The sequence below is a fragment of the Lacticaseibacillus camelliae DSM 22697 = JCM 13995 genome (genome assembly GCF_001436615.1).
Taxonomy (GTDB): domain Bacteria; phylum Bacillota; class Bacilli; order Lactobacillales; family Lactobacillaceae; genus Lacticaseibacillus; species Lacticaseibacillus camelliae.
Genome location: NZ_AYZJ01000029.1, coordinates 17,718 through 35,895 on the forward strand (window position 1 = coordinate 17,718; position 18,178 = coordinate 35,895).

Below are 18,178 nucleotides of genomic sequence, written 5' to 3' on the forward strand. Positions count from 1 at the left end.
TTTCAGTCTTGCCGTTTTTCCTGTGGGTCGGATTGACAAGGGCTAGGGCAGTTGCTAAACTGTCCTCATCACTTGCGATGCAAGTAGCGGCGCACAGGAAGGCGACCCTTGACTGAAAGGTCGGCCCAGTCCGCGAATCCGACTCGCAGTTTACAATTCTTTTTAATGTTCAGTCAAAAGTGTGAAGCGCTGCTTCGAACGAGGATGGTACCGCCCAGCGATGGGTGCCTCGGCGAAGCGACGCTTTTTGTTCAGGAGGGATTCGAATGCGAGAAGCACTGACGCAATGCGACCGGGTGGTGGTAAAAGTTGGGACTAGCAGCCTGATCCATGAAAGCGGACGGGTGAATTTGCAGACCATCGATCGGCTGGCCTACGCCTTGACCGCAATGAATAATGCGGGCCGCGAGGTGGTTTTGGTCACGTCTGGTGCAATCGGGGTGGGGCTTGCGGCCCAGCACCTGACCGAGCGGCCGCAAGCCATTGCCGAGCAGCAAGCCCTGGCGGCGATTGGTCAAAGCAGCCTGATGCGGTTGTACGGTGAGCGGTTCTCGGATTATGGGGCCGCGATCGCCCAGCTCTTGCTCACGCACGATGTGTTCGATTTTCCCGAGTCGCGGCAGCACGTGCTGGACACGATCACCCAATTGTTGGCCCAGCACGTGATTCCGATCATCAACGAAAATGATTCCGTGGCCACCGATGAGCTGGACCATAAAACGACCTTTGGGGATAATGATCAGCTCTCCGCGCTGGTGGCGACCTCAATCGACGCCGATCTGCTGATCGTGTTATCGGACATTGCCGGCCTTTACGATCAAAACCCCAGGCGGCATCCAGATGCTGCGTTGATTCCCGTGGTGGCTGGCCCAGCTGCGCTTGGTCAGGTCCATGCCAGCGGTGCGGGTTCGCGGTTTGGCACCGGGGGGATGGTTACGAAACTAAACGCCGCGCGCACCATGATGGCAGCTGGCAAGCAAATGGTGCTGTGTTCGGGTGCAGACCCCAAGATCCTGCTGCAGGTGCTCGCGGGTCAGCCTGTTGGAACCTGGTTTGAGGCAAAGGAGGGGCAGTCATGACAGATTTAGTGAAAATGGGCGAAGCGGCCAAGGCGGCTGCCCAGCAGCTGGCCCAGTTGTCCAGTGCTGAGAAAAACGCCGCCTTGCTGACCATGGCGGAGGCCTTGGTGTCTGCCACGCCAATGATTCTTGAGGCCAATGCAGCTGATTTGGCGGCGGCCAGCGCCTTGCCGACTAAATTTACCGACCGGCTGAGGCTGACTGCAGTGCGCGTGGCTGACATGGCCGCCGGGCTGCGGGCCGTCGCCGCGCTTGATGACCCGACGGCCAAGGCGGACAAAGGCTGGCGCACTGAGGCGGGACTGTTCATCGTGCAACAGCGGGTCCCGCTTGGCGTGGTCGGCATGATTTACGAGGCGCGGCCCAATGTGACCGTCGATGCCGCCGGGTTGACCTTAAAAAGCGGCAACGCCGTGATCCTGCGTGGCGGCAAGGAAGCCCTGCGGTCAAACATCGCGCTGGCCGGCGTGCTGCGTTCGGCGCTGACACAGGCCGGACTGCCTGCGGCTGCGGTGCAACTGATCGAAGACCCGGGTCGTGAACTGGCAACACAAATGATGCATCTGACCGATTACATTGACGTTTTGATCCCACGGGGCGGTGCCGGGTTGATCCGCGCGGTGGTGCAGCAGGCGACGGTGCCGGTGATTGAAACTGGGGCCGGCAATTGTCACATTTATGTCGATCAGGCAGCCAATCTCACCATGGCCACCGCCATTGTGGTCAACGCCAAGGTGCAGCGGCCCAGCGTTTGCAACGCGGCCGAGAAGCTGCTGATCCACCGCGGGGTGGCGGCTGCTTACCTGCCAGCCTTGGCCCGGGCACTTCAGGCGCACGGTGTGACGCTGCGCGGCGATGCGGCCGCGCGGACGATTGTGCCCAGCATGCAGCCTGCCACGGCCGCAGACTGGGACACCGAATACAATGATTTAATCATGGCGGTCAAGGTGGTGGATTCAGAGGACGCAGCGATTGGTCACATTAACGCGCACAACACGAAGCATTCCGAAACTATCGTGACAGACGATTACGCTGCCGGTGAGCAGTTTCTTAGTCAGGTCGACGCCGCATGCGTGTACGTGAACGCGTCAACGCGGTTCACGGATGGGCAGGAGTTCGGCTTTGGCGCCGAGATCGGGATCAGCACCCAGAAGCTGCACGCCCGCGGCCCGATGGGCCTGACCGCGCTGACCACGACCAAGTACCAGATTCGTGGCAACGGGCAAGTGCGCAAGTGAAGCGCTCAGAGTAAAAAAACGTCTTTGCGGCAGGCACGGTCTGCGGACCGGCGCGATGCGGCAGAGACGTTTTTTTGTTAAACATGGCCCCATTGGCGCGAGTGTTCAAAGGCGCGTGGCCACCATGGTCAGCGCCTGGGTGCCGTTCAGCCAGTGAATCACTGCAGCCGAGGTGGCGATGCGCACCACGTTTTCTGTGAAAAATATTTATTTTAATCTAACATTGCTCACAGATAAGCTGTATTATTTGATTTATATATACGAAGAGAGTAGTTGAGTTAATGCGAAAATCTAATCACCGCAAGCCGCGTTGGGGCCGCATTATTCCTTTTGCGCTGGCCTGCATGCTGGCGCTTGGGCTGGTGATCGGCCTGACCGTCAACGCCCTGAACGATGACGGGGCCGATGCGGCTGGCTCGACCAGCCCCCAGGCCTCAAGCGCCAGTCAGGCGGCCTCTAAGGCAACGGCCAAATTGTCCTCGGCCAGCACTAGGAATCAGACCGCTAAAATTAAGCGCACGCTGACCCAGTACCTAAAGGGCGTGACTCAAAGCGGGCACGTTGCCGTCAGTTTTTACAATCTGGCGCCAGTTTCTGGCAGTGCCGCGGCTAAAGCGGCTGACGCGGCGGTTTACCAGGCAGGCAGCCTGGCCGTTGCCGAAAACGGAGATCAGCGCATGGTCGCCGCGTCAACGTTCAAGCTTTACATTACCGCCTGGCTGTTTCATGAGCTGGAGACCGGCGTGAAGACCTGGACGGCAGCCGACGAGGACGGGTTCCAGCGGATGATCGTGAACTCCGAGAATGACTATGCCGAAAGTCTGCTGCAGCAAAGTGGTGCGGCAGCGCTGAATCATTACTTTGCGACGCTTGGGACGGGGTACGTCTTTAAAACCGTGGGCACTGCGACCACGACGAGCAATGACTTGCTCACCATGCTGAAGGCCATCGAACGAGGCACCGGGCCGTTTGCCGATGCCGCACTGCGCCAAAAGCTGCTGACCGCGATGTGCAAGCAGGTATACCGCAGCGGCATTCCGGCTGCGGCCAGTGCAGTGGCCAACGGCAGCGTTGTTCAGGACAAGGTGGGGTGGCTGGGCAGTACGGATAACGATGCCGGTATTGTGACCACCCCGCACGGCGATCGGTACCTGCTCGTGATCATGACGGATAATGGCAGCTATCAGGATTTCTCGCAGGTCAAAGCCATTGCCAAGCAAGTGCAAACAATCGTTTACGGCTGACACCGAATTTTCCTGTCATCGAGGAGATTTCCCCGGTGGCTTTTTATTTGTCTCAAGCGCCGGCAATTGCGCTCGTTGTTCCCAGCCATGAATAACGGCAGTTTTAAAAAATAATATATTGTTTATGTTGACGATAAGAAAATAAATGGGATATACTCACTGTATCAAAACGGATGGAGGCGGTTACATGACAACGACTGTGACGAAAGGGGCAGTGGTTCGCTGCCAGGCTAACGGCAATATGGAATATCCATTTATCGGTACCGTGGTCAAACGCTACGAGAACTCCGCATGGGTCACGATCGATGAATTTGATCCGCGCGATCAAATGAATGCGCGCGATCTGTTATTTCAAAGCGTGATTGCCTTGAAAAAAATGACGATTCTCAAGGCCGGTGAGCCGGAGCCGGAGCCGGCAGCTGAAGAGGCGGCGGGCTGACCAACCGCAGGCGGGCCAACTATGCTATAATAAGTAACGTTACCTAACGTTGCACGGCAGAAGGGGGAACTTTTTTGGCCCAAGTGATCACGGTCGGCGAGACGGTCGACGTTAAAAAAAGCAAACAAGTGCCACTGAGTTTCACAGGCACCGTGGAAAAGTTGTATGCCAATGCGGCTTTGCTGACAATCGACTCGTTCAACAAGGCAGACAAGGAAGTCGTTGACGACCTGAAGAACCGCACAGTCGTTAACTACAAAGACATTAAAAAAGACGGCCAGGCGGTTGAGCCGCCAGCTCCCGAGGAGCCGACAGGCCGCAACAACCGGTCGGCGAAGACCACAAAGAAGTAGGCTGAGGCCTATTTTTTTTGGCTTGAGGCGTCTGATTGGCCGTGCACAACTCATCCTTGGTACACTTAAGTTATACCAAGAAGGAGGGATAGCTATGGCAGATCTTGATGCAATGAAGGACAAGGTCGTTGGCAAAGTGAAAGAAACTACCGGTAAGGCAACGGGCAATGAAAAGCTTGAAGCCAAGGGCAAAGCCCAAGGACTGAAGGGCGAGGCGAAGGATAAAGTGGCCGACGCCAAGCGGAAGGCGAAAGATTCCACCGACGATCTCACCGAGAAGGCGGCAGACAAGTTCAACGACACAGTTGACAGCTACAAGGATCACCACTGAGACAAGAAAGCCGGGCAGCTGCCCGGCTTTTGTTGCGTCAAATGCGCGAAACCCCCTTGCGTGATAGGTGGAAGGGGGCAACGGTCCCGGCAGTCAGGCGCCGCTTCAACTGCGGGAAAAAATCTGCCTTGCGCGTTTCGGCGAGACAAACCAGCGCCGGGCCGTTGGCGGAGACAAACGTGGTAAAACCGCCCGCAGCCCGCACGGCGCGGGCGACCATTTCGGCGTGCGGAAAGTAATCATCCGTGACCTGCTCTTTGAGCGGGAAGTGCCGGCTCAACCAGTCGCCGTCTGCGCTCATCATGGCGTTCATCACGGCCTGCGCCGACGCCGCGCTTTTCGTTGGCTCAGGCGGTACCGGAGTATCCACGACCTTGTCAGGCAGGTAGATGGCCCCTTGTACCAGTTCGGTGCCGAAGTTCAGGACGTTTTTCGGGCCGTTGAACACCAGACAGCCGCCGTACAGCGTGGCCTCAATGGCGGCGCGGTTGGGCTCAAAAAAGTCGGCGACTGAGAGCTTTTTACTCAGGGGGACAGGCTGGTCGCCGATGGTTGCCGCCAATTCGATGCCCAGCATCGTGGCGGCCAGGGAGGCGCCTAAGCCGACTCCGGTCTTGACCGTGGTGTGTAAGGTCAGGTCATGTGGGACTAGCAAGGGGTCCACCGTTTCAGCGACGCTGACGATCAGATTGGTTTGATCAGTAGGAAGGCTGGCGTCGTTGCTGGTCACGCGCCATTCAAAACTCTCTTCGCCAATGTCCAGCGCCACGCCACGGTCAATTGCCAGCGCCAGATCCGGCTGAATGCGTGATGTGATTGTTCCTGGTACCCAGATTGCCATGGCCAAGCCCCCACCTAATTAGATATAAATAAGTATATCTAATTGTATTCTCATATACCAGCGTTTTGAGTGATTTTCCGAAAATGGTATACTGGAAAAATATGGAGGCCGTGATGGTTAAATTAGTGTTGATCCGGCACGGCGAAAGCGCCGCGAACTTTTCGAATACTTACACCGGCTGGTCGGATGTGCCGCTGACGCCACTTGGTGTTCACCAGGCCCATGATGCCGGGCAGGCGCTGGCAAAATTGGCCCTACCGTTCAGCCACGTTCACACTTCGGTACTGAAGCGGGCGATTCAAACCGCCTACGTGGTTCAGGATGAGATCGGCCAAAACTGGCTGCCGATCACCAAATCCTGGCGTCTGAACGAGCGCCATTACGGGGCCTTGCGCGGGTTGAACAAGGACAAGACACGTGAGCTGTTCGGCAAGGCGCAGGTGGCTCGCTGGCGACGCGGCTTTTGCGCCCGCCCGCCGCTGCTGGCGCAGCCGCGGCGCAGCCGGGCCTACCAGAGCTTTCCGGTGACCATCATTCCCCGGGGTGAAAGCCTCAAGGACGCGGAGCGGCGGCTCATTCCGTACTGGCTGGATGAAATCGCCCCGCGGCTGCTTGCTGGAGAAAATCAACTGGTGGTCGCCCACGGGTCCACCCTGCGGGCACTCATCAAGTACCTGGAGCAAATCTCCGACACTGGGATCGACCGCGTCGAGGTCGCAAACGCCCAGCCCATTATTTACACGCTGGACGCTCAGCTGAACATCTTGGCCAAAGACATTCTGACCGTCTCATGATTTTAGGCAAAGAAAAACTGCGAACACATTTAAAGTGTTCGCAGTTTTTTGGTGGGTTGGCTTACTTGGAAGCCAAAGCGCCCATCGGATCCCAAGGCTTCAGGACGGTTGGGTGATCGTATTCAGCCTTGATTGTGGCCTGTTCGTCAGCGGACAAATACTTCTTGTTGACGACGACTTGGTAAACGAATTCGGAGAACCATTCGTCGGAAGCAACGAAGTAGCCGTTTTGGCCGGCTTTTTCGCCCCAAGAGTTTTCGACCTTCCACTTTGTCGGCTTGCCGTCAACGATGTCGACACCAGTCAGGACCATCGCGTGGGTCATCAGGCTTTCGCCGTAATCCAGACGCTCAGCCTTGGTCATGTCAAAGCTGGTGTTGAAGAGGGCGTTCTTGTCGTACAGCTTTGGATCCATGATGCCAAGCTTGCTATCAGAAGACTTGCCGACATCAGAGCCGAACCAGACCGTTTCGCCGGCTTCAAGCTGCTTGATGGCCAGTCGCTTCATTTCTTCGGAAGTAACGTTGAAGTGACGGACTTCGCGGCCGCCGACAACGTTGCCGAGCATTTCGACCGTGTACAGGTGGTTAAATGGCTTGTCGGCGGTTGGGCCGTTGATCAGTGACTGGTAGGAATCAGTGTCCCAGCCCACGTACTTGGCGAAGAACGCCTTGGGAGTCAGGTCGCGGTCGATGTGGTAATTCTTGTCATCGTCGCGGTACTCGAAGTCGAACTTGGTCGGTGGCACACCCAGCGTGTAGGCCAGGATCCGGTAGTCTTCGGACAACATCTTGTCCTTGGCTGATTCGATGTCGGCGTCGGAAGCCTTGTCTTTCACCAACTTGCGCAGGGTGACAGCGTCTTTGCGCAGCTTCAGGTTCAAGACCGAATTCATTTCGTTGGACTTGCTGGAGGAGTATGTTTCAGGCATCACAGACTTCGGCACGATCCCGTATTTGTCGATGAGGGCCGTCAGCATATCCCACTGACCGCCATCGCCCTGAGGGTTGGCCATCAGCCAAGCCACCTTGCGTGAATCGATGTCCTGGTCGGCCGTCTTGATGACATTTTCATAGAAGTAGTTCGACTTTTCAAACTTGTCCCAGAAGAATGTGTAGTTCTGGGAAAGCTCGAAGTCCTTAATCTTGAACTGCTTTTGAATGCTGTGGCGCATGGTGTTCAGCGCGGCAAACATCCAGCAGCGCCCAGACTGTTTCTGGTCCGCAACCTTGCCAGTACTCAAATCAATGGAGAAGGTCTGAGTCATCGTGGTTTGACTTGCAGTGTTCTCGGCACTTTTCAACACCCCATTGTTCATGACCGCTTTTTGAATCGCGGCAGAAGCGGGGGTCTTTTCAAGATCCTGTTGGTACTTTGCGAGGTCTTCAGCAGTAACTGCCTTTGACATATGCACTTCACTCCTTTTTCATTAGAAAATGATGAAATATTAACAGACTTCCACATTTTAGCATAACGCCCTCACAGTTTGAAGAGGGGCACTCAAGAAAAGGCCGACCACCGCAGCGGTCGACCTGATCAATCTGTCGGGGTGGGGCGCAGGACGTCAGCGTACGCCTCTTTGGTGGCGAACTCGTGGCGGGCAAAGGTGCACAGGGGTTCAATTTTCTTGCCTGTGGCCCGCGCCTCGTCGACGACCGCCCGCACGAGCTTACCGGCGATGCCTTGGCCGCGCAGCACCGGATCCACAAAGGTGTGGTCGATCACGAAGTTCTGGCCATCGTCAATCTCCTGGTAAGTGACTTCAGCAATCAGTTTGCCGTTTTCGTCGTTCATGAAATACCGGCCTGGTTCATGTTGAAACGCCATTTTGCCACTCCTCTCTTAATGACAATAATTATATCAATTCCTTAGGATTAAGCCAAGAAACCGCTTCAAAAAGCCGCCGAGGCGACGTAAGGTGGTATGATAGATTCACACTGAAAAAATGGAGGGGACTATGCGCACTCGAGGATTTGAGATTGTTTCAGCCTACCAAAATGCCGGGGTCAAGTTGCCCGCACGGCAGACAAAAAACGCGGCGGGGTACGACTTTTTCGCGCGTGAAGACTTTGTGCTGAAAAGCATTTGGCGCTACGACTTTATTCGACTGTTTCGGCTGATCAAAAACGAGCATCCGCTGACGGATAGTGACTTGCAGCGGGCAGGCAAGATTCTGAAGCCCCTGCTCGTGCCGACTGGCGTTAAGGCTTACATGCAGCCCAATGAGGTGTTGATCCTGGCCAATCGCTCCAGCAATCCGCTGAAGCGCGGACTGGTGATTCCCAACGGGATCGGCGTGATTGATGCGGACTATTACGGGAATCCCGACAACGAGGGCGAAATTTTTATCCAGATGGTGAATTTTTCTCCGCGCGACGTCGTGATCGAGCAAGGAGAGCGCATCGGCCAAGGCATATTCATGCCGTATTTGCTTGCCGATGGGGACACCGGCACCGGCGCTAAGCGAATTGCCGGGTTTGGGTCGACTGGGCGATAAGCGGCTCACAAAGAATAGGAAGAAGGCGGCCCATGGCCAAAGTTAAAACTCAGTACGTGTGCCAGAACTGCGGTTACATTTCAGCCACCTTTCTTGGCCGTTGCCCTAATTGCGGGGCCTGGAACTCTTTAGTGGAAGAAACCCAAAGTCAGACACCGGCGAAGGCCGCCGCGACGCCGCGCCGGACCAGTGCGGGTGACAAGGTCAAGCCGATGCTGATGAGCGCAGTGTCGATGCAGAAAGAGCCGCGAGTCAAAACAGATCTCGGGGAACTCGACCGCGTGCTGGGCGGTGGCATCGTGCCTGGGTCATTGATTCTGATCGGCGGCGATCCTGGCATTGGCAAGTCGACGCTGCTGACTCAGGTCTCTGGTCATCTTGCCAGCAAAGGCGCCAAGGTGTTATACGTTTCCGGGGAGGAAAGTGCCGCCCAGATCAAGCTGCGCGCGACGCGGCTGGGCGTGGGTAATTCAGGCATGTACCTGTATCCGGAAACGGACATGCCAAGTATTTCCCAGGCAATAGACGACATGCAGCCGGATTACGTCATCATTGATTCCGTGCAAACCATGAACGTTCCCGAGATGAATTCGGCAGTCGGCTCAGTCAGCCAGATCCGCGAGGTGACGGCAGAGCTGATGAAGATTGCAAAGACCGAGCAGATTACCATTTTCATCGTCGGCCATGTCACTAAGGAAGGCGCGATCGCCGGGCCCAAGATCCTTGAGCACATGGTAGACACGGTGCTGTACTTTGAAGGCGACATGCATCACACTTACCGGATGATCCGCTCGGTGAAAAACCGTTACGGGTCCACCAACGAGATCGGCATTTTCGAGATGCACCAAGACGGGCTGGAGGAAGTTGCCAACCCTTCGGAGCTGTTCTTGGACGAACGGCTGCCCAACGCAACGGGCTCGGCCGTGGTGGTGTCGATGGAAGGCACCCGGCCGATCTTGGTAGAGATTCAGGCACTGATGACGCCAACCATGTATGGCAACGCCAAGCGGACGAGCAGCGGCCTGGATCACAACCGGGTGTCGCTGATCATTGCAGTGCTGGAAAAGCGGGCCAATTTAATGCTCCAGAATCAGGACGCCTACCTGAAGGCGACCGGCGGGGTGCGGCTGGACGAGCCGGCCATCGATTTGGCCATGGCCATGGCAATCGCCAGCTCGTACCGGGACAGCGAGATTTTACCCACTGATTGTTTCGTCGGGGAGATTGGGCTGACTGGCGAGGTGCGGCGCGTGAACCGCATCGAGGATCGCATTAAGGAGGCTGCCAAACTCGGGTTCAAACGGATTTTTATCCCGAAGAATAACCTGCAGGGGCTGCCGACGCGTGATAAAATCAAAGTAATCGGTGTGGCGAGCGTTGCTGACGCGCTGGACCGCGTGTTTATAAAATAAAAAGAAAGGAGGAACGATATGAAAAAACGTGTAATCAACATTCTGTTCGCGTTGATCGGGATCGGCGTTGGGGCCAGCGTAATGCCACTGCTGTGGGGGCTGGTCAAGCTCGATCAGATCGCGTGGTTGAATAATGTCATTGTTGACAGTTTGATTGGCATTGTTGTGTTCTTGATGCTCTCTGAGCTGCTTTCCGGCTGGATTCTGCGCAAGCTTGACCAAGCCGAGAAAGCCATGAACGCAAAGTCACCATCGTTCCTGTTGTTTGGCAGTTTAGGTACCATCATTGGCCTCGTGTTTGCAGCCATTATTTCGCTTTTCTTTTCCAGACTTCCTGCGCCTCTGGGCACCATCCTGCCGCTGATTTTGATGCTGATTTTCGGCTACTTCGGGTTTCGCATCGGCACGACGCGTCGTGAGGAATGGCGCCGGTTGTTCGGTGTGCGCAACCGGGACAGAAAGCCGGATGACAACAGTCAGTCCGTACTGGATCGCAAGGCCGGGGAAAACTTTCACAAGTATAAGCTCCTTGACACCTCGGTCATCATCGACGGTCGGGTGCAGGCCATTGCCAAGACGGGCTTTTTGGAAGGCACGTTGCTGGTGCCGACCTTCGTTGTGCACGAGCTGCAGCTGATCTCCGACTCCGCCGACGCGTTAAAGCGCGGCCGCGGCCGGCGCGGCCTGGACATCATTAACTCGATGAAGGAAGATCCTGAGATCAACGTCGAGATGTACGACGGGGATTTTGAGGACATGACCGAAGTCGATTCGAAGCTGTTGAAGCTGGCCAAAATGCTGGACGGGGTGGTCGTCACCAACGACTTCAACCTGAACAAGGTTGCCCAGTTCCAGAATGTGCCAGTGTTCAATATTAACGAGCTGGCTAACGCCTTGAAACCCGACTTAATTCCTGGTGAAGGCATGACCGTCACTGTCATCAAGTCAGGCACTGAGCGTCAGCAAGGGGTCGCCTATCTAGAGGACGGCACGATGGTCGTCGTTGAGGACGGCCAGTACTTCATGAATAAGCCGCTGGAGGTCATCGTGACCTCGGCCATTCAGACCGCTGCCGGCCGGATGATTTTTGCTAAACCTGCCCATCAGCAGCAGTCGCTGAAAGCTGAGGATGAAAAGCACGAGGCGAAGTCTGGCTCTAAGAATGGTAAGGGCAAAAAGTAAACTGAAAGTCCGCCTGGCGCGGGCTTTTTAAGTTGGTGCACTGAAAGGCCCTGCGCCTTGTGGTACACTAGCAATGCATGTTCTGGGCGCAAACTCGGGACGGTTACAAGACACACAAAAAATGGAGGCATCATATTTTGTCAGATCGACCAATTCGGGTGCGTTACGCACCAAGTCCAACCGGCCACTTGCACATCGGCAACGCCCGCACGGCGCTTTTCAACTACTTGTTCGCCCGTCACTACAACGGGACAATGGTGCTGCGGATCGAAGACACCGACACCAAGCGCAACATTGCGGATGGTGAAAAAAGTCAGATCGATAACCTGCACTGGCTTGGCATTGATTGGGACGAAGGCCCTGACAAGGGCGGCGACTTCGGCCCGTACCGGCAGTCTGAACGCAAGGACATTTACCACAAGTACATCCAAGAGCTTGTGGCCAAGGGTGACGCCTACGAGTCCTACAAGACTGAGGAAGAGCTGCAGGCCGACCGCGACGCCCAAAAGGCCGCTCACGAGGCTCCGCATTACGTTTACGAATACGAAGGGCTGACTGAGGCCGAAAAGCAGGCCAAAATCGCCGAGGCGAAAGCCAAGGGCTTGAAGCCAGTGATTCGCTTCCACATTCCAGCGGATCACACGTACGAGTGGAACGACATCGTTAAGGGTGACATTTCGATCGATGGCAACACTATTGGCGGCGATTTTGTCATCGAAAAGGCTGACGGGATGCCGACCTACAACTTTGCCGTGGTCATCGATGATCATTTGATGCAGATTTCCCATGTGCTGCGCGGCGACGACCACATCGCCAACACGCCAAAGCAAATGGCGATTTACGAAGCTTTTGGCTGGCAGCCACCAGTCTTTGGTCACATGACGTTGATCATCAACGGGGCCACGGGCAAGAAGCTCTCCAAACGCGACGAGTCTGTGCTGCAGTTCATTGAGCAGTACAAAGAACTCGGTTACCTGCCAGACGCGATGTTCAACTTCATCACCCTGCTTGGCTGGTCGCCAAAAGGTGAAGATGAGATCTTTACGCGCAAGGAGTTCATCAAACTGTTTGACGAAACTCGCCTGAGCAAGTCGCCTGCCCGCTTCGACCAAAAGAAGCTGGAATGGGTCAACAACCAGTACATCAAGAAGACCGATCCCAACGAGCTGACGGCGCTGGCCGTGGATAACTTAATCGAGTCCGGCCGCCTGGCTAAGGACCCGGATCCTTCGACCATTGAGTGGGCACGTCAGCTGATTTCCTTGTACATCCCGCAAATGAGTTACACCGGGCAGATCAGTGACCTAGCGACTATTTTCTTCGAACAGCCGAAGGAACTGGATGAGAAAGACATGAAGGAGCTTGCTGACGACAATGCTCTTCAGGTGCTCAAGCTGACACAGGAGAAGTTGCGTGCTTTGCCGACGTTCTCCGCTTACTACATTAACCAGGCCGTCTACCACGTGCGGCTTGAAACCGGCGTGAAGGGCCGCAAGCTTTACATGCCCGTCCGCATCGCCACCACGCGCGAAATGCACGGGCCGCAGCTCGCCGAGACCATCGAACTGATGGGCCGCGAGAAAGTGCTTGCCAACATGGATTACGTCATCAACGCCCTGGAAAAATAAGTTTTGGCTTTGCCGCTTGCCCACGGGTGAGCGGTTTTTGCGTGCAATGACGGAATCTGTCAGGTGTACAGGGCCACTTTTCACGGGTAAAATGGTGAGATACGAACAGGGGGATGGACCATGGCAGCGGCAACTCCGCAAAGCATTTTAAAAGAAAAATTCGGGTATGACGACTTTCGCCCGGGCCAAGGCCGCGCGATCAAGCGGGTGCTCAACCATGAAAACACGCTCGTGATTATGCCGACAGGTGGGGGCAAGTCGCTGTGTTACCAGATCCCGGCGCTGCTGCAAGACGGCCTCACGGTGGTGGTGTCGCCGCTGATTGCGCTGATGAAGGACCAGGTCGACGCGCTGAACGCAAACGGGATCCCGGCCACTTACATCAACTCGACTGTCGATCCGCGCGAGGCGGATTACCGGTTAGACCTTGCGGGGCGCGGGGAGTACAAGCTGCTCTACGTGGCACCGGAACGGCTCGAGCTCAGCGGCTTTTTGCAGGAGCTGGGCGGGCTGCGGATCGACCTGCTGGCGGTGGACGAGGCGCACTGCATTTCGCAATGGGGTCACGCTTTCCGCCCCAGCTACCTGGAACTGACGCGTATCGCGCAGGAGCTGCCGTCACACCCCACGGTGATCGCGCTGACGGCCACAGCCACGACCCGCGTCGCAGAAGATATTGGCCAGCGACTGAGCATTCCACCGGCCGGGTTCATCAACACCGGGTTTGCGCGGCCCAATCTCAGTTTTCAGGTGGTCAAGGGGCAGGATAAGGACGCTTACCTGCTCGATTATCTGAAACTGAATAAGGACCAAAGCGGCATTGTTTACTGCGCCACGCGCAAGGAGGTCGAGCGGCTGTACCTGCTATTGGACCGCCACGGCATCAGCGTGGCCAAGTACCATGCGGGCATGCCGGAAACTGAGCGCAACGACAATCAGGAGGATTTTCTGTTTGACCGCAAGCTGGTGATGGTCGCAACGAACGCGTTTGGGATGGGCATCGACAAGAGCAACGTGCGTTTTGTGATCCACGCGCAGGTGCCTGGCGACTTGGAATCCTACTATCAGGAGGCCGGGCGAGCCGGTCGTGACGGCCTGGACTCTGAGGCCATTCTGCTATACGCGCCCAACGACTTGGGCATTCGCCGATTTTTCATCGATCAAAGTGACGGCGACGAAGACTATAAGCAAAATGAGTACCGCAAACTCCAGGTGATGAACCAGTATGCCAACACCGGTGATTGCCTGCAGCAGTTCATCCTCCGCTACTTCGGTCAGGCCTCTGAGCCGTGCGGGCGCTGTTCGAACTGTTTGGACACGCGCGAGGCGGTGGACGTCACCGAGTCCGCACAAAAAGTCCTGTCCTGTGTCGTGCGGCTGCACGGCCGTTTTGGTAAGGGCATGGTCACCGACGTTCTGGCTGGCTCGAACAATCAGCGCATCCGGCAGTTTGGCTTTGCCGAGTTGTCCACGTACGGGCTGATGGCCAGCATGCGCAAAAAGGACATTGCCAGTTTTATCGACTTTCTGACCGCAGGCGGGTACCTGGAAGCGCAAGGCGGCCAGTATCCGACGCTCGGGGTCACCCAGCTCGGTGCCGATGTGCTGCGCGGCGGCGCCAAAGTCTCGCGCAAGCAGGCAGTGAAGGCGCGGGCGAGCGTCGCCGTGGATGACGACCTGTTCCAGAAACTGCGGGCACTGCGTTACGAGTTGGCGCAGAAGCAAGGCGTACCGCCTTACGTCATTTTTTCCGATGACACACTGCGGCAGTTGGCTCTGCTTCAGCCGCAGGACGAGGCCCAAATGCTCAACGTGAAAGGGGTCGGCGAGGCTAAGCTGAAAAAATACGGCAAAGTCTTTCTCCAGGCGCTGGCGGCAAGCTAGTCACACCAAGGTTTATCGCGTAGAATAAAGAAGGCTGCTCAAGCGAGCGCAGCGCTGGCTTGAGCGCGACTAAAGGAAGGGGCCATTTTATGCTTCAGCTCTACAACACATTAACGCGGCACAAAGAGCCGTTTAAACCGCTGGTGCCAGGGGAGATCAAAATGTACGTCTGTGGCCCCACGGTATACAACTACATCCACATTGGGAACGCCAGAAGTGCGATCGCGTTTGATACGATCCGCCGCTACTTTGAGTACCGCGGCTACAAGGTAGATTACGTCTCAAATTTCACCGATGTGGATGATAAGATCATCAATGCCGCGCACGAGACCGGCGAGGCGCCGCTGGCTTTGGCGCAGCGCTTCATTGACGCGTACATGGCAGACACGGCCAAGCTGAACATCGAGCCGGCGACGGCACACCCGCGCGCCAGTGAGATGATTCCTGAGATCATCACGTTTGTCGCAGACCTGATCAAAAAAGGGTACGCGTACGAAGCCGATGGTGACGTCTACTATCGTGCGCGGAAATTTGCCCGTTATGGGGAGCTCTCAAACAAGAAAGTCGATGAGCTGGAGCAGGGCGCCTCGCAGCACGTGGCCGATGAGGAAACCGCACGCAAGGAGGATCCCATCGACTTTGCCCTGTGGAAGGCGGCCAAGCCTGGTGAGATCTCCTGGGATTCTCCCTGGGGGGCTGGGCGGCCGGGCTGGCACATCGAATGCTCGGTGATGTCCACGACGCTGCTCGGCAAGACCATTGACATTCACGGCGGCGGTCAGGACCTGGAATTTCCCCACCACGAAAACGAGATCGCCCAAAGCGAGGCCGAAACCGGTCAGAAGTTCGTTAATTACTGGATGCACAACGGGTTTGTGACCATTGGCGAAGACGACGAGAAAATGAGCAAGTCGCTGGGCAACTTCATCACGGTGCATGACATTGTGAAGACAGTCGACCCCCAGGTCCTACGCTTTTTGATGGCATCAACGCAGTACCGGCGGCCGATTCGTTACTCCGAGGCCGGGCTGAAAGAGGCCGAGCGCAACTTGGAGCGGCTGAAAATCGCGCGCGATGCGGTCAGCTACCGGCTCAAAAATGCCGCGGCTGGCACCGATGCCGCGCTGGAGGCCAAGCTGAACGGGCTGGAAAATGATTTTGTCGCGGCAATGGATGACGACATCAACGTGCAAAATGGGCTGGCCGTGGTTTACGAGCTAGCCAAGTTGATGAATGAAACAGCGGCTGCCAATACGGTCGCCCAAACGACGCTTCAGCACATGTTGGCCAAGCAGGCCGCGTGGCTGGCCATTTTCGGGATCGCGTTCAAGCAAGACCTCCTGGATGCCGACGTCGAAGCGCTGATCAAAGCCCGCAATGACGCGCGCGCGGCCAAGGACTTTGCCAAGAGTGACGAAATTCGCGATGAGTTGCAAGCGCAGGGCATTTTACTAGAAGATACCGCACAAGGAACGAGGTGGCGCCGCAAATGAGCGCAGATGCAAAACAATTGAACGGGATCGCCCTGGCTTACCTGGGGGATGCCGTGTGGGAAGTTTATGTGCGCCAGCACTTGCTGGACCGCGGTTTGGTGCGGCCCAATCAGTTGCAAAAGGCGGCGAAGTCCTTCGTGTCGGCCAAGGCCCAGGCTAAGCTGATCGATGGCATGGAAGCGCAGTCGCTGCTGTCGGAGACGGAATGGGACTATTACAAGCGTGGGCGCAACGCCAAAAGCTATACGCACGCCAAGCACACTGACGTGGTGACTTACCGTATTTCGACCGGCTTTGAGGCGCTGTTCGGCTACCTGAAGCTAACCGGGCAGGCCGACCGCATTGAGCAGCTGGCGGTTTGGTGCATTGATTACGTTGAAGAAGGAGGCACTGGCCATGGTCAAATCAAACCCGCGGAAAAATGATCCGCGCCGCGATCAGCCGACCGATGAGGCGCACCAGGACGAGTTCGTGTTCGGCCGCCACGCGGTCGAAGAGGCACTGCGCGAGGGGTCGAACAAGACCATCAACAAGTTGTTTGTGCAAAAGGATCTCAATTCTGATCCCGTGCGCGTGATCGTCGAAAAGGCCAAAAAGCAAAAGATTCTGGTCTCGCAGGTGCCTAAAGTTAAGCTGGACCTGCTGACGGATGGCGGTAATCACCAGGGCGTGATGGTGGCCATGGCCCCGTATGCGTATGCGACCATTGATGAGCTGTTCGCGCACGCCGAAGGCCACGACCCGTTTTTCTTGATTCTCGACAATCTCGAGGACCCGCAGAACCTGGGGTCGATCCTGCGCACCGCCGATGCGGTGGGCGTGGATGGTATCATTATCCCCAAGCACCGCGCGGTCGGGTTGACCAGCACAGTCGCCAAGGTCTCTACCGGCGCAATCGAGCACGTCCCGGTGGCTCGGGTCACAAACTTGGCGCAAACCATCAAAACGCTCAAGGAGCGCGGCCTGTGGATCTTTGGCACCGCAATGGACGGCCAGGACTTTCGGCAGTGGAACGCCAAGGGAAAGGTCGCCTTGGTGATTGGCAACGAGGGCAAGGGCATCAGCCCGGGCCTGGCCAAGCTGATGGATGCGACACTGACCATTCCGATGGTGGGCCATGTGCAGAGTCTCAACGCTTCAGTGGCGGCGGGGATCCTGATGTATCAGGGCTTTACCAGCCGCGGAGGCAAGTAGATGCGCCGGCACCTGCTGCTCGTGGACGGGTACAACGTGATCGGCAACTGGCCTGAGCTCGCCAAGCTCAAGGCTACCGGTCACTTTGACGCCGCGCGCGACCGGCTGCTGGACATTCTGGCGGAGTACCGCGCCCATGAAAATGCGGACATGATCGTGGTGTTTGACGCCATGTACGTACCAGGCATCGGTGAGAACTACTCGAAGTGGAACCTCAAAGTGGTGTTCACCCAGCAGGACGAAACTGCCGATTCCTACATCGAGCGGCTGGCCAACGACCTGAATGGCCCGCTGGTGCAGTTGTCGGTGGTGACCTCGGATCAGGCGGAGCAGTGGACCGTGTTTTCTCGCGGGGCGCTGCGGATCTCCTCGCGCGAATTTTACCAGGAGATTCGCCGCTCGGAGCGCGAGTTTAATCACTCCACTGACCCGTTCATCATGCGTGAGCCTAAGCGTAACCAAATCTGGAGCAAGGACCAGCTGAAAAAACTCGACCACGCCCGGCGCAAACTGACGCGCCGTGAAGCCGAAGACAAAAAGAATGGCCATAAATAACAATGGCGGCGCCT

Annotated in this window: 19 protein-coding genes; 16 read left to right on the forward strand and 3 right to left on the reverse strand. The window is 56.6% G+C overall.

What is annotated here, in order from left to right; genetic code table 11:
• Positions 1-266 precede the first annotated feature (266 nt).
• From proB to FC75_RS06120, 6 genes are all read left to right on the forward strand, one after another.
• A complete protein-coding gene (gene proB / locus FC75_RS06095; protein WP_056989405.1) occupies positions 267-1,079 on the forward strand; it encodes a glutamate 5-kinase in 813 nt (270 codons plus the stop codon).
• Entirely contained in the window at positions 1,076-2,317 is a 1,242-nt protein-coding gene (locus FC75_RS06100; RefSeq protein WP_056989406.1) for a glutamate-5-semialdehyde dehydrogenase, read from the forward strand. Before proB ends, FC75_RS06100 begins: the two co-directional genes overlap by 4 nt.
• Before the next feature lie 281 nt (positions 2,318-2,598).
• The gene (locus FC75_RS06105; RefSeq protein ID WP_156314503.1) at positions 2,599-3,561 is read left to right on the forward strand and encodes a serine hydrolase; all 963 of its coding nucleotides are present in this window, start codon (positions 2,599-2,601) and stop codon (positions 3,559-3,561) included.
• A gap of 187 nt (positions 3,562-3,748) precedes the next feature.
• Positions 3,749-4,000 (forward strand): hypothetical protein, encoded by a 252-nt coding sequence (locus tag FC75_RS06110; RefSeq protein ID WP_056989407.1) that lies wholly within the window; start codon positions 3,749-3,751, stop codon positions 3,998-4,000.
• A gap of 74 nt (positions 4,001-4,074) precedes the next feature.
• Positions 4,075-4,353: a hypothetical protein gene (locus FC75_RS06115; RefSeq protein WP_054666403.1), complete on the forward strand. Its 279-nt coding sequence runs from the start codon at positions 4,075-4,077 to the stop codon at positions 4,351-4,353.
• A 94-nt stretch (positions 4,354-4,447) separates the two neighbouring features.
• Complete coding sequence (locus tag FC75_RS06120; RefSeq protein ID WP_054666408.1) at positions 4,448-4,684, forward strand: CsbD family protein; 237 nt, start codon at positions 4,448-4,450, stop codon at positions 4,682-4,684.
• Positions 4,685-4,721: 37 nt separating this feature from the next.
• Here FC75_RS06120 and FC75_RS06125 read toward each other — a convergent pair whose 3' ends face one another.
• The gene (locus tag FC75_RS06125; RefSeq protein ID WP_056989408.1) at positions 4,722-5,525 is read right to left on the reverse strand and encodes a homoserine kinase; all 804 of its coding nucleotides are present in this window, start codon (positions 5,523-5,525) and stop codon (positions 4,722-4,724) included.
• Positions 5,526-5,638: 113 nt separating this feature from the next.
• Here FC75_RS06125 and FC75_RS06130 point away from each other — a divergent pair, with 113 nt between their 5' ends.
• Complete coding sequence (locus tag FC75_RS06130; RefSeq protein WP_056989409.1) at positions 5,639-6,319, forward strand: 2,3-bisphosphoglycerate-dependent phosphoglycerate mutase; 681 nt, start codon at positions 5,639-5,641, stop codon at positions 6,317-6,319.
• A 61-nt stretch (positions 6,320-6,380) separates the two neighbouring features.
• Here the strand turns inward: FC75_RS06130 and FC75_RS06135 are convergent, their stop codons facing one another.
• The gene (locus tag FC75_RS06135) at positions 6,381-7,727 is read right to left on the reverse strand and encodes a C1 family peptidase (protein WP_056989410.1); all 1,347 of its coding nucleotides are present in this window, start codon (positions 7,725-7,727) and stop codon (positions 6,381-6,383) included.
• A gap of 128 nt (positions 7,728-7,855) precedes the next feature.
• Complete coding sequence (locus FC75_RS06140) at positions 7,856-8,146, reverse strand: GNAT family N-acetyltransferase (RefSeq protein WP_054662431.1); 291 nt, start codon at positions 8,144-8,146, stop codon at positions 7,856-7,858.
• 130 nt (positions 8,147-8,276) lie between these two features.
• On the opposite strand from FC75_RS06140, the gene FC75_RS06145 reads away from it, so the two are divergent.
• The 9 genes from FC75_RS06145 to FC75_RS06185 all read left to right on the forward strand — a co-directional run bounded on the left by FC75_RS06145 (position 8,277) and on the right by FC75_RS06185 (position 18,164).
• Positions 8,277-8,816: a dCTP deaminase/dUTPase family protein gene (locus FC75_RS06145; protein WP_054662428.1), complete on the forward strand. Its 540-nt coding sequence runs from the start codon at positions 8,277-8,279 to the stop codon at positions 8,814-8,816.
• A gap of 32 nt (positions 8,817-8,848) precedes the next feature.
• Positions 8,849-10,228 carry a DNA repair protein RadA gene (radA, locus tag FC75_RS06150; protein WP_056989411.1) on the forward strand — a complete coding sequence of 460 codons (1,380 nt, stop codon included), beginning with the start codon at positions 8,849-8,851 and terminating at the stop codon, positions 10,226-10,228.
• Positions 10,229-10,246: 18 nt separating this feature from the next.
• Complete coding sequence (locus FC75_RS06155; RefSeq protein WP_056989412.1) at positions 10,247-11,410, forward strand: PIN/TRAM domain-containing protein; 1,164 nt, start codon at positions 10,247-10,249, stop codon at positions 11,408-11,410.
• Positions 11,411-11,547: 137 nt separating this feature from the next.
• Positions 11,548-13,038, forward strand: coding sequence for a glutamate--tRNA ligase (gene gltX / locus FC75_RS06160; RefSeq protein WP_056989413.1), 1,491 nt, complete (start codon positions 11,548-11,550; stop codon positions 13,036-13,038).
• 120 nt (positions 13,039-13,158) lie between these two features.
• Positions 13,159-14,922 carry a DNA helicase RecQ gene (gene recQ / locus FC75_RS06165; RefSeq protein ID WP_056989414.1) on the forward strand — a complete coding sequence of 588 codons (1,764 nt, stop codon included), beginning with the start codon at positions 13,159-13,161 and terminating at the stop codon, positions 14,920-14,922.
• 89 nt (positions 14,923-15,011) lie between these two features.
• The gene (gene cysS, locus FC75_RS06170) at positions 15,012-16,415 is read left to right on the forward strand and encodes a cysteine--tRNA ligase (protein WP_056989415.1); all 1,404 of its coding nucleotides are present in this window, start codon (positions 15,012-15,014) and stop codon (positions 16,413-16,415) included.
• The gene (locus tag FC75_RS06175) at positions 16,412-16,840 is read left to right on the forward strand and encodes a Mini-ribonuclease 3 (protein WP_054662422.1); all 429 of its coding nucleotides are present in this window, start codon (positions 16,412-16,414) and stop codon (positions 16,838-16,840) included. Before cysS ends, FC75_RS06175 begins: the two co-directional genes overlap by 4 nt.
• Positions 16,812-17,609, forward strand: coding sequence for a 23S rRNA (guanosine(2251)-2'-O)-methyltransferase RlmB (gene rlmB / locus FC75_RS06180; protein WP_082623118.1), 798 nt, complete (start codon positions 16,812-16,814; stop codon positions 17,607-17,609). Before FC75_RS06175 ends, rlmB begins: the two co-directional genes overlap by 29 nt.
• Positions 17,610-18,164: an NYN domain-containing protein gene (locus FC75_RS06185; protein ID WP_056989416.1), complete on the forward strand. Its 555-nt coding sequence runs from the start codon at positions 17,610-17,612 to the stop codon at positions 18,162-18,164. It begins immediately after the preceding gene.
• Positions 18,165-18,178: the final 14 nt, after the last annotated feature.

What these genes read in the sequence shown, in the direction of transcription:
- proB (WP_056989405.1), top strand. Translation starts at nt 267, where the DNA reads ATGCGAGAAGCACTGACGCAATGCGACCGGGTGGTGGTAAAAGTTGGG.
- FC75_RS06100 (WP_056989406.1), top strand. Translation starts at nt 1,076, where the DNA reads ATGACAGATTTAGTGAAAATGGGCGAAGCGGCCAAGGCGGCTGCCCAG.
- FC75_RS06105 (WP_156314503.1), top strand. Translation starts at nt 2,599, where the DNA reads ATGCGAAAATCTAATCACCGCAAGCCGCGTTGGGGCCGCATTATTCCT.
- FC75_RS06110 (WP_056989407.1), top strand. Translation starts at nt 3,749, where the DNA reads ATGACAACGACTGTGACGAAAGGGGCAGTGGTTCGCTGCCAGGCTAAC.
- FC75_RS06120 (WP_054666408.1), top strand. Translation starts at nt 4,448, where the DNA reads ATGGCAGATCTTGATGCAATGAAGGACAAGGTCGTTGGCAAAGTGAAA.
- FC75_RS06125 (WP_056989408.1), bottom strand. Translation starts at nt 5,525, where the DNA reads ATGGCAATCTGGGTACCAGGAACAATCACATCACGCATTCAGCCGGAT.
- FC75_RS06130 (WP_056989409.1), top strand. Translation starts at nt 5,639, where the DNA reads ATGGTTAAATTAGTGTTGATCCGGCACGGCGAAAGCGCCGCGAACTTT.
- FC75_RS06135 (WP_056989410.1), bottom strand. Translation starts at nt 7,727, where the DNA reads ATGTCAAAGGCAGTTACTGCTGAAGACCTCGCAAAGTACCAACAGGAT.
- FC75_RS06140 (WP_054662431.1), bottom strand. Translation starts at nt 8,146, where the DNA reads ATGGCGTTTCAACATGAACCAGGCCGGTATTTCATGAACGACGAAAAC.
- FC75_RS06145 (WP_054662428.1), top strand. Translation starts at nt 8,277, where the DNA reads ATGCGCACTCGAGGATTTGAGATTGTTTCAGCCTACCAAAATGCCGGG.
- radA (WP_056989411.1), top strand. Translation starts at nt 8,849, where the DNA reads ATGGCCAAAGTTAAAACTCAGTACGTGTGCCAGAACTGCGGTTACATT.
- FC75_RS06155 (WP_056989412.1), top strand. Translation starts at nt 10,247, where the DNA reads ATGAAAAAACGTGTAATCAACATTCTGTTCGCGTTGATCGGGATCGGC.
- recQ (WP_056989414.1), top strand. Translation starts at nt 13,159, where the DNA reads ATGGCAGCGGCAACTCCGCAAAGCATTTTAAAAGAAAAATTCGGGTAT.
- cysS (WP_056989415.1), top strand. Translation starts at nt 15,012, where the DNA reads ATGCTTCAGCTCTACAACACATTAACGCGGCACAAAGAGCCGTTTAAA.
- FC75_RS06175 (WP_054662422.1), top strand. Translation starts at nt 16,412, where the DNA reads ATGAGCGCAGATGCAAAACAATTGAACGGGATCGCCCTGGCTTACCTG.
- rlmB (WP_082623118.1), top strand. Translation starts at nt 16,812, where the DNA reads ATGGTCAAATCAAACCCGCGGAAAAATGATCCGCGCCGCGATCAGCCG.
- FC75_RS06185 (WP_056989416.1), top strand. Translation starts at nt 17,610, where the DNA reads ATGCGCCGGCACCTGCTGCTCGTGGACGGGTACAACGTGATCGGCAAC.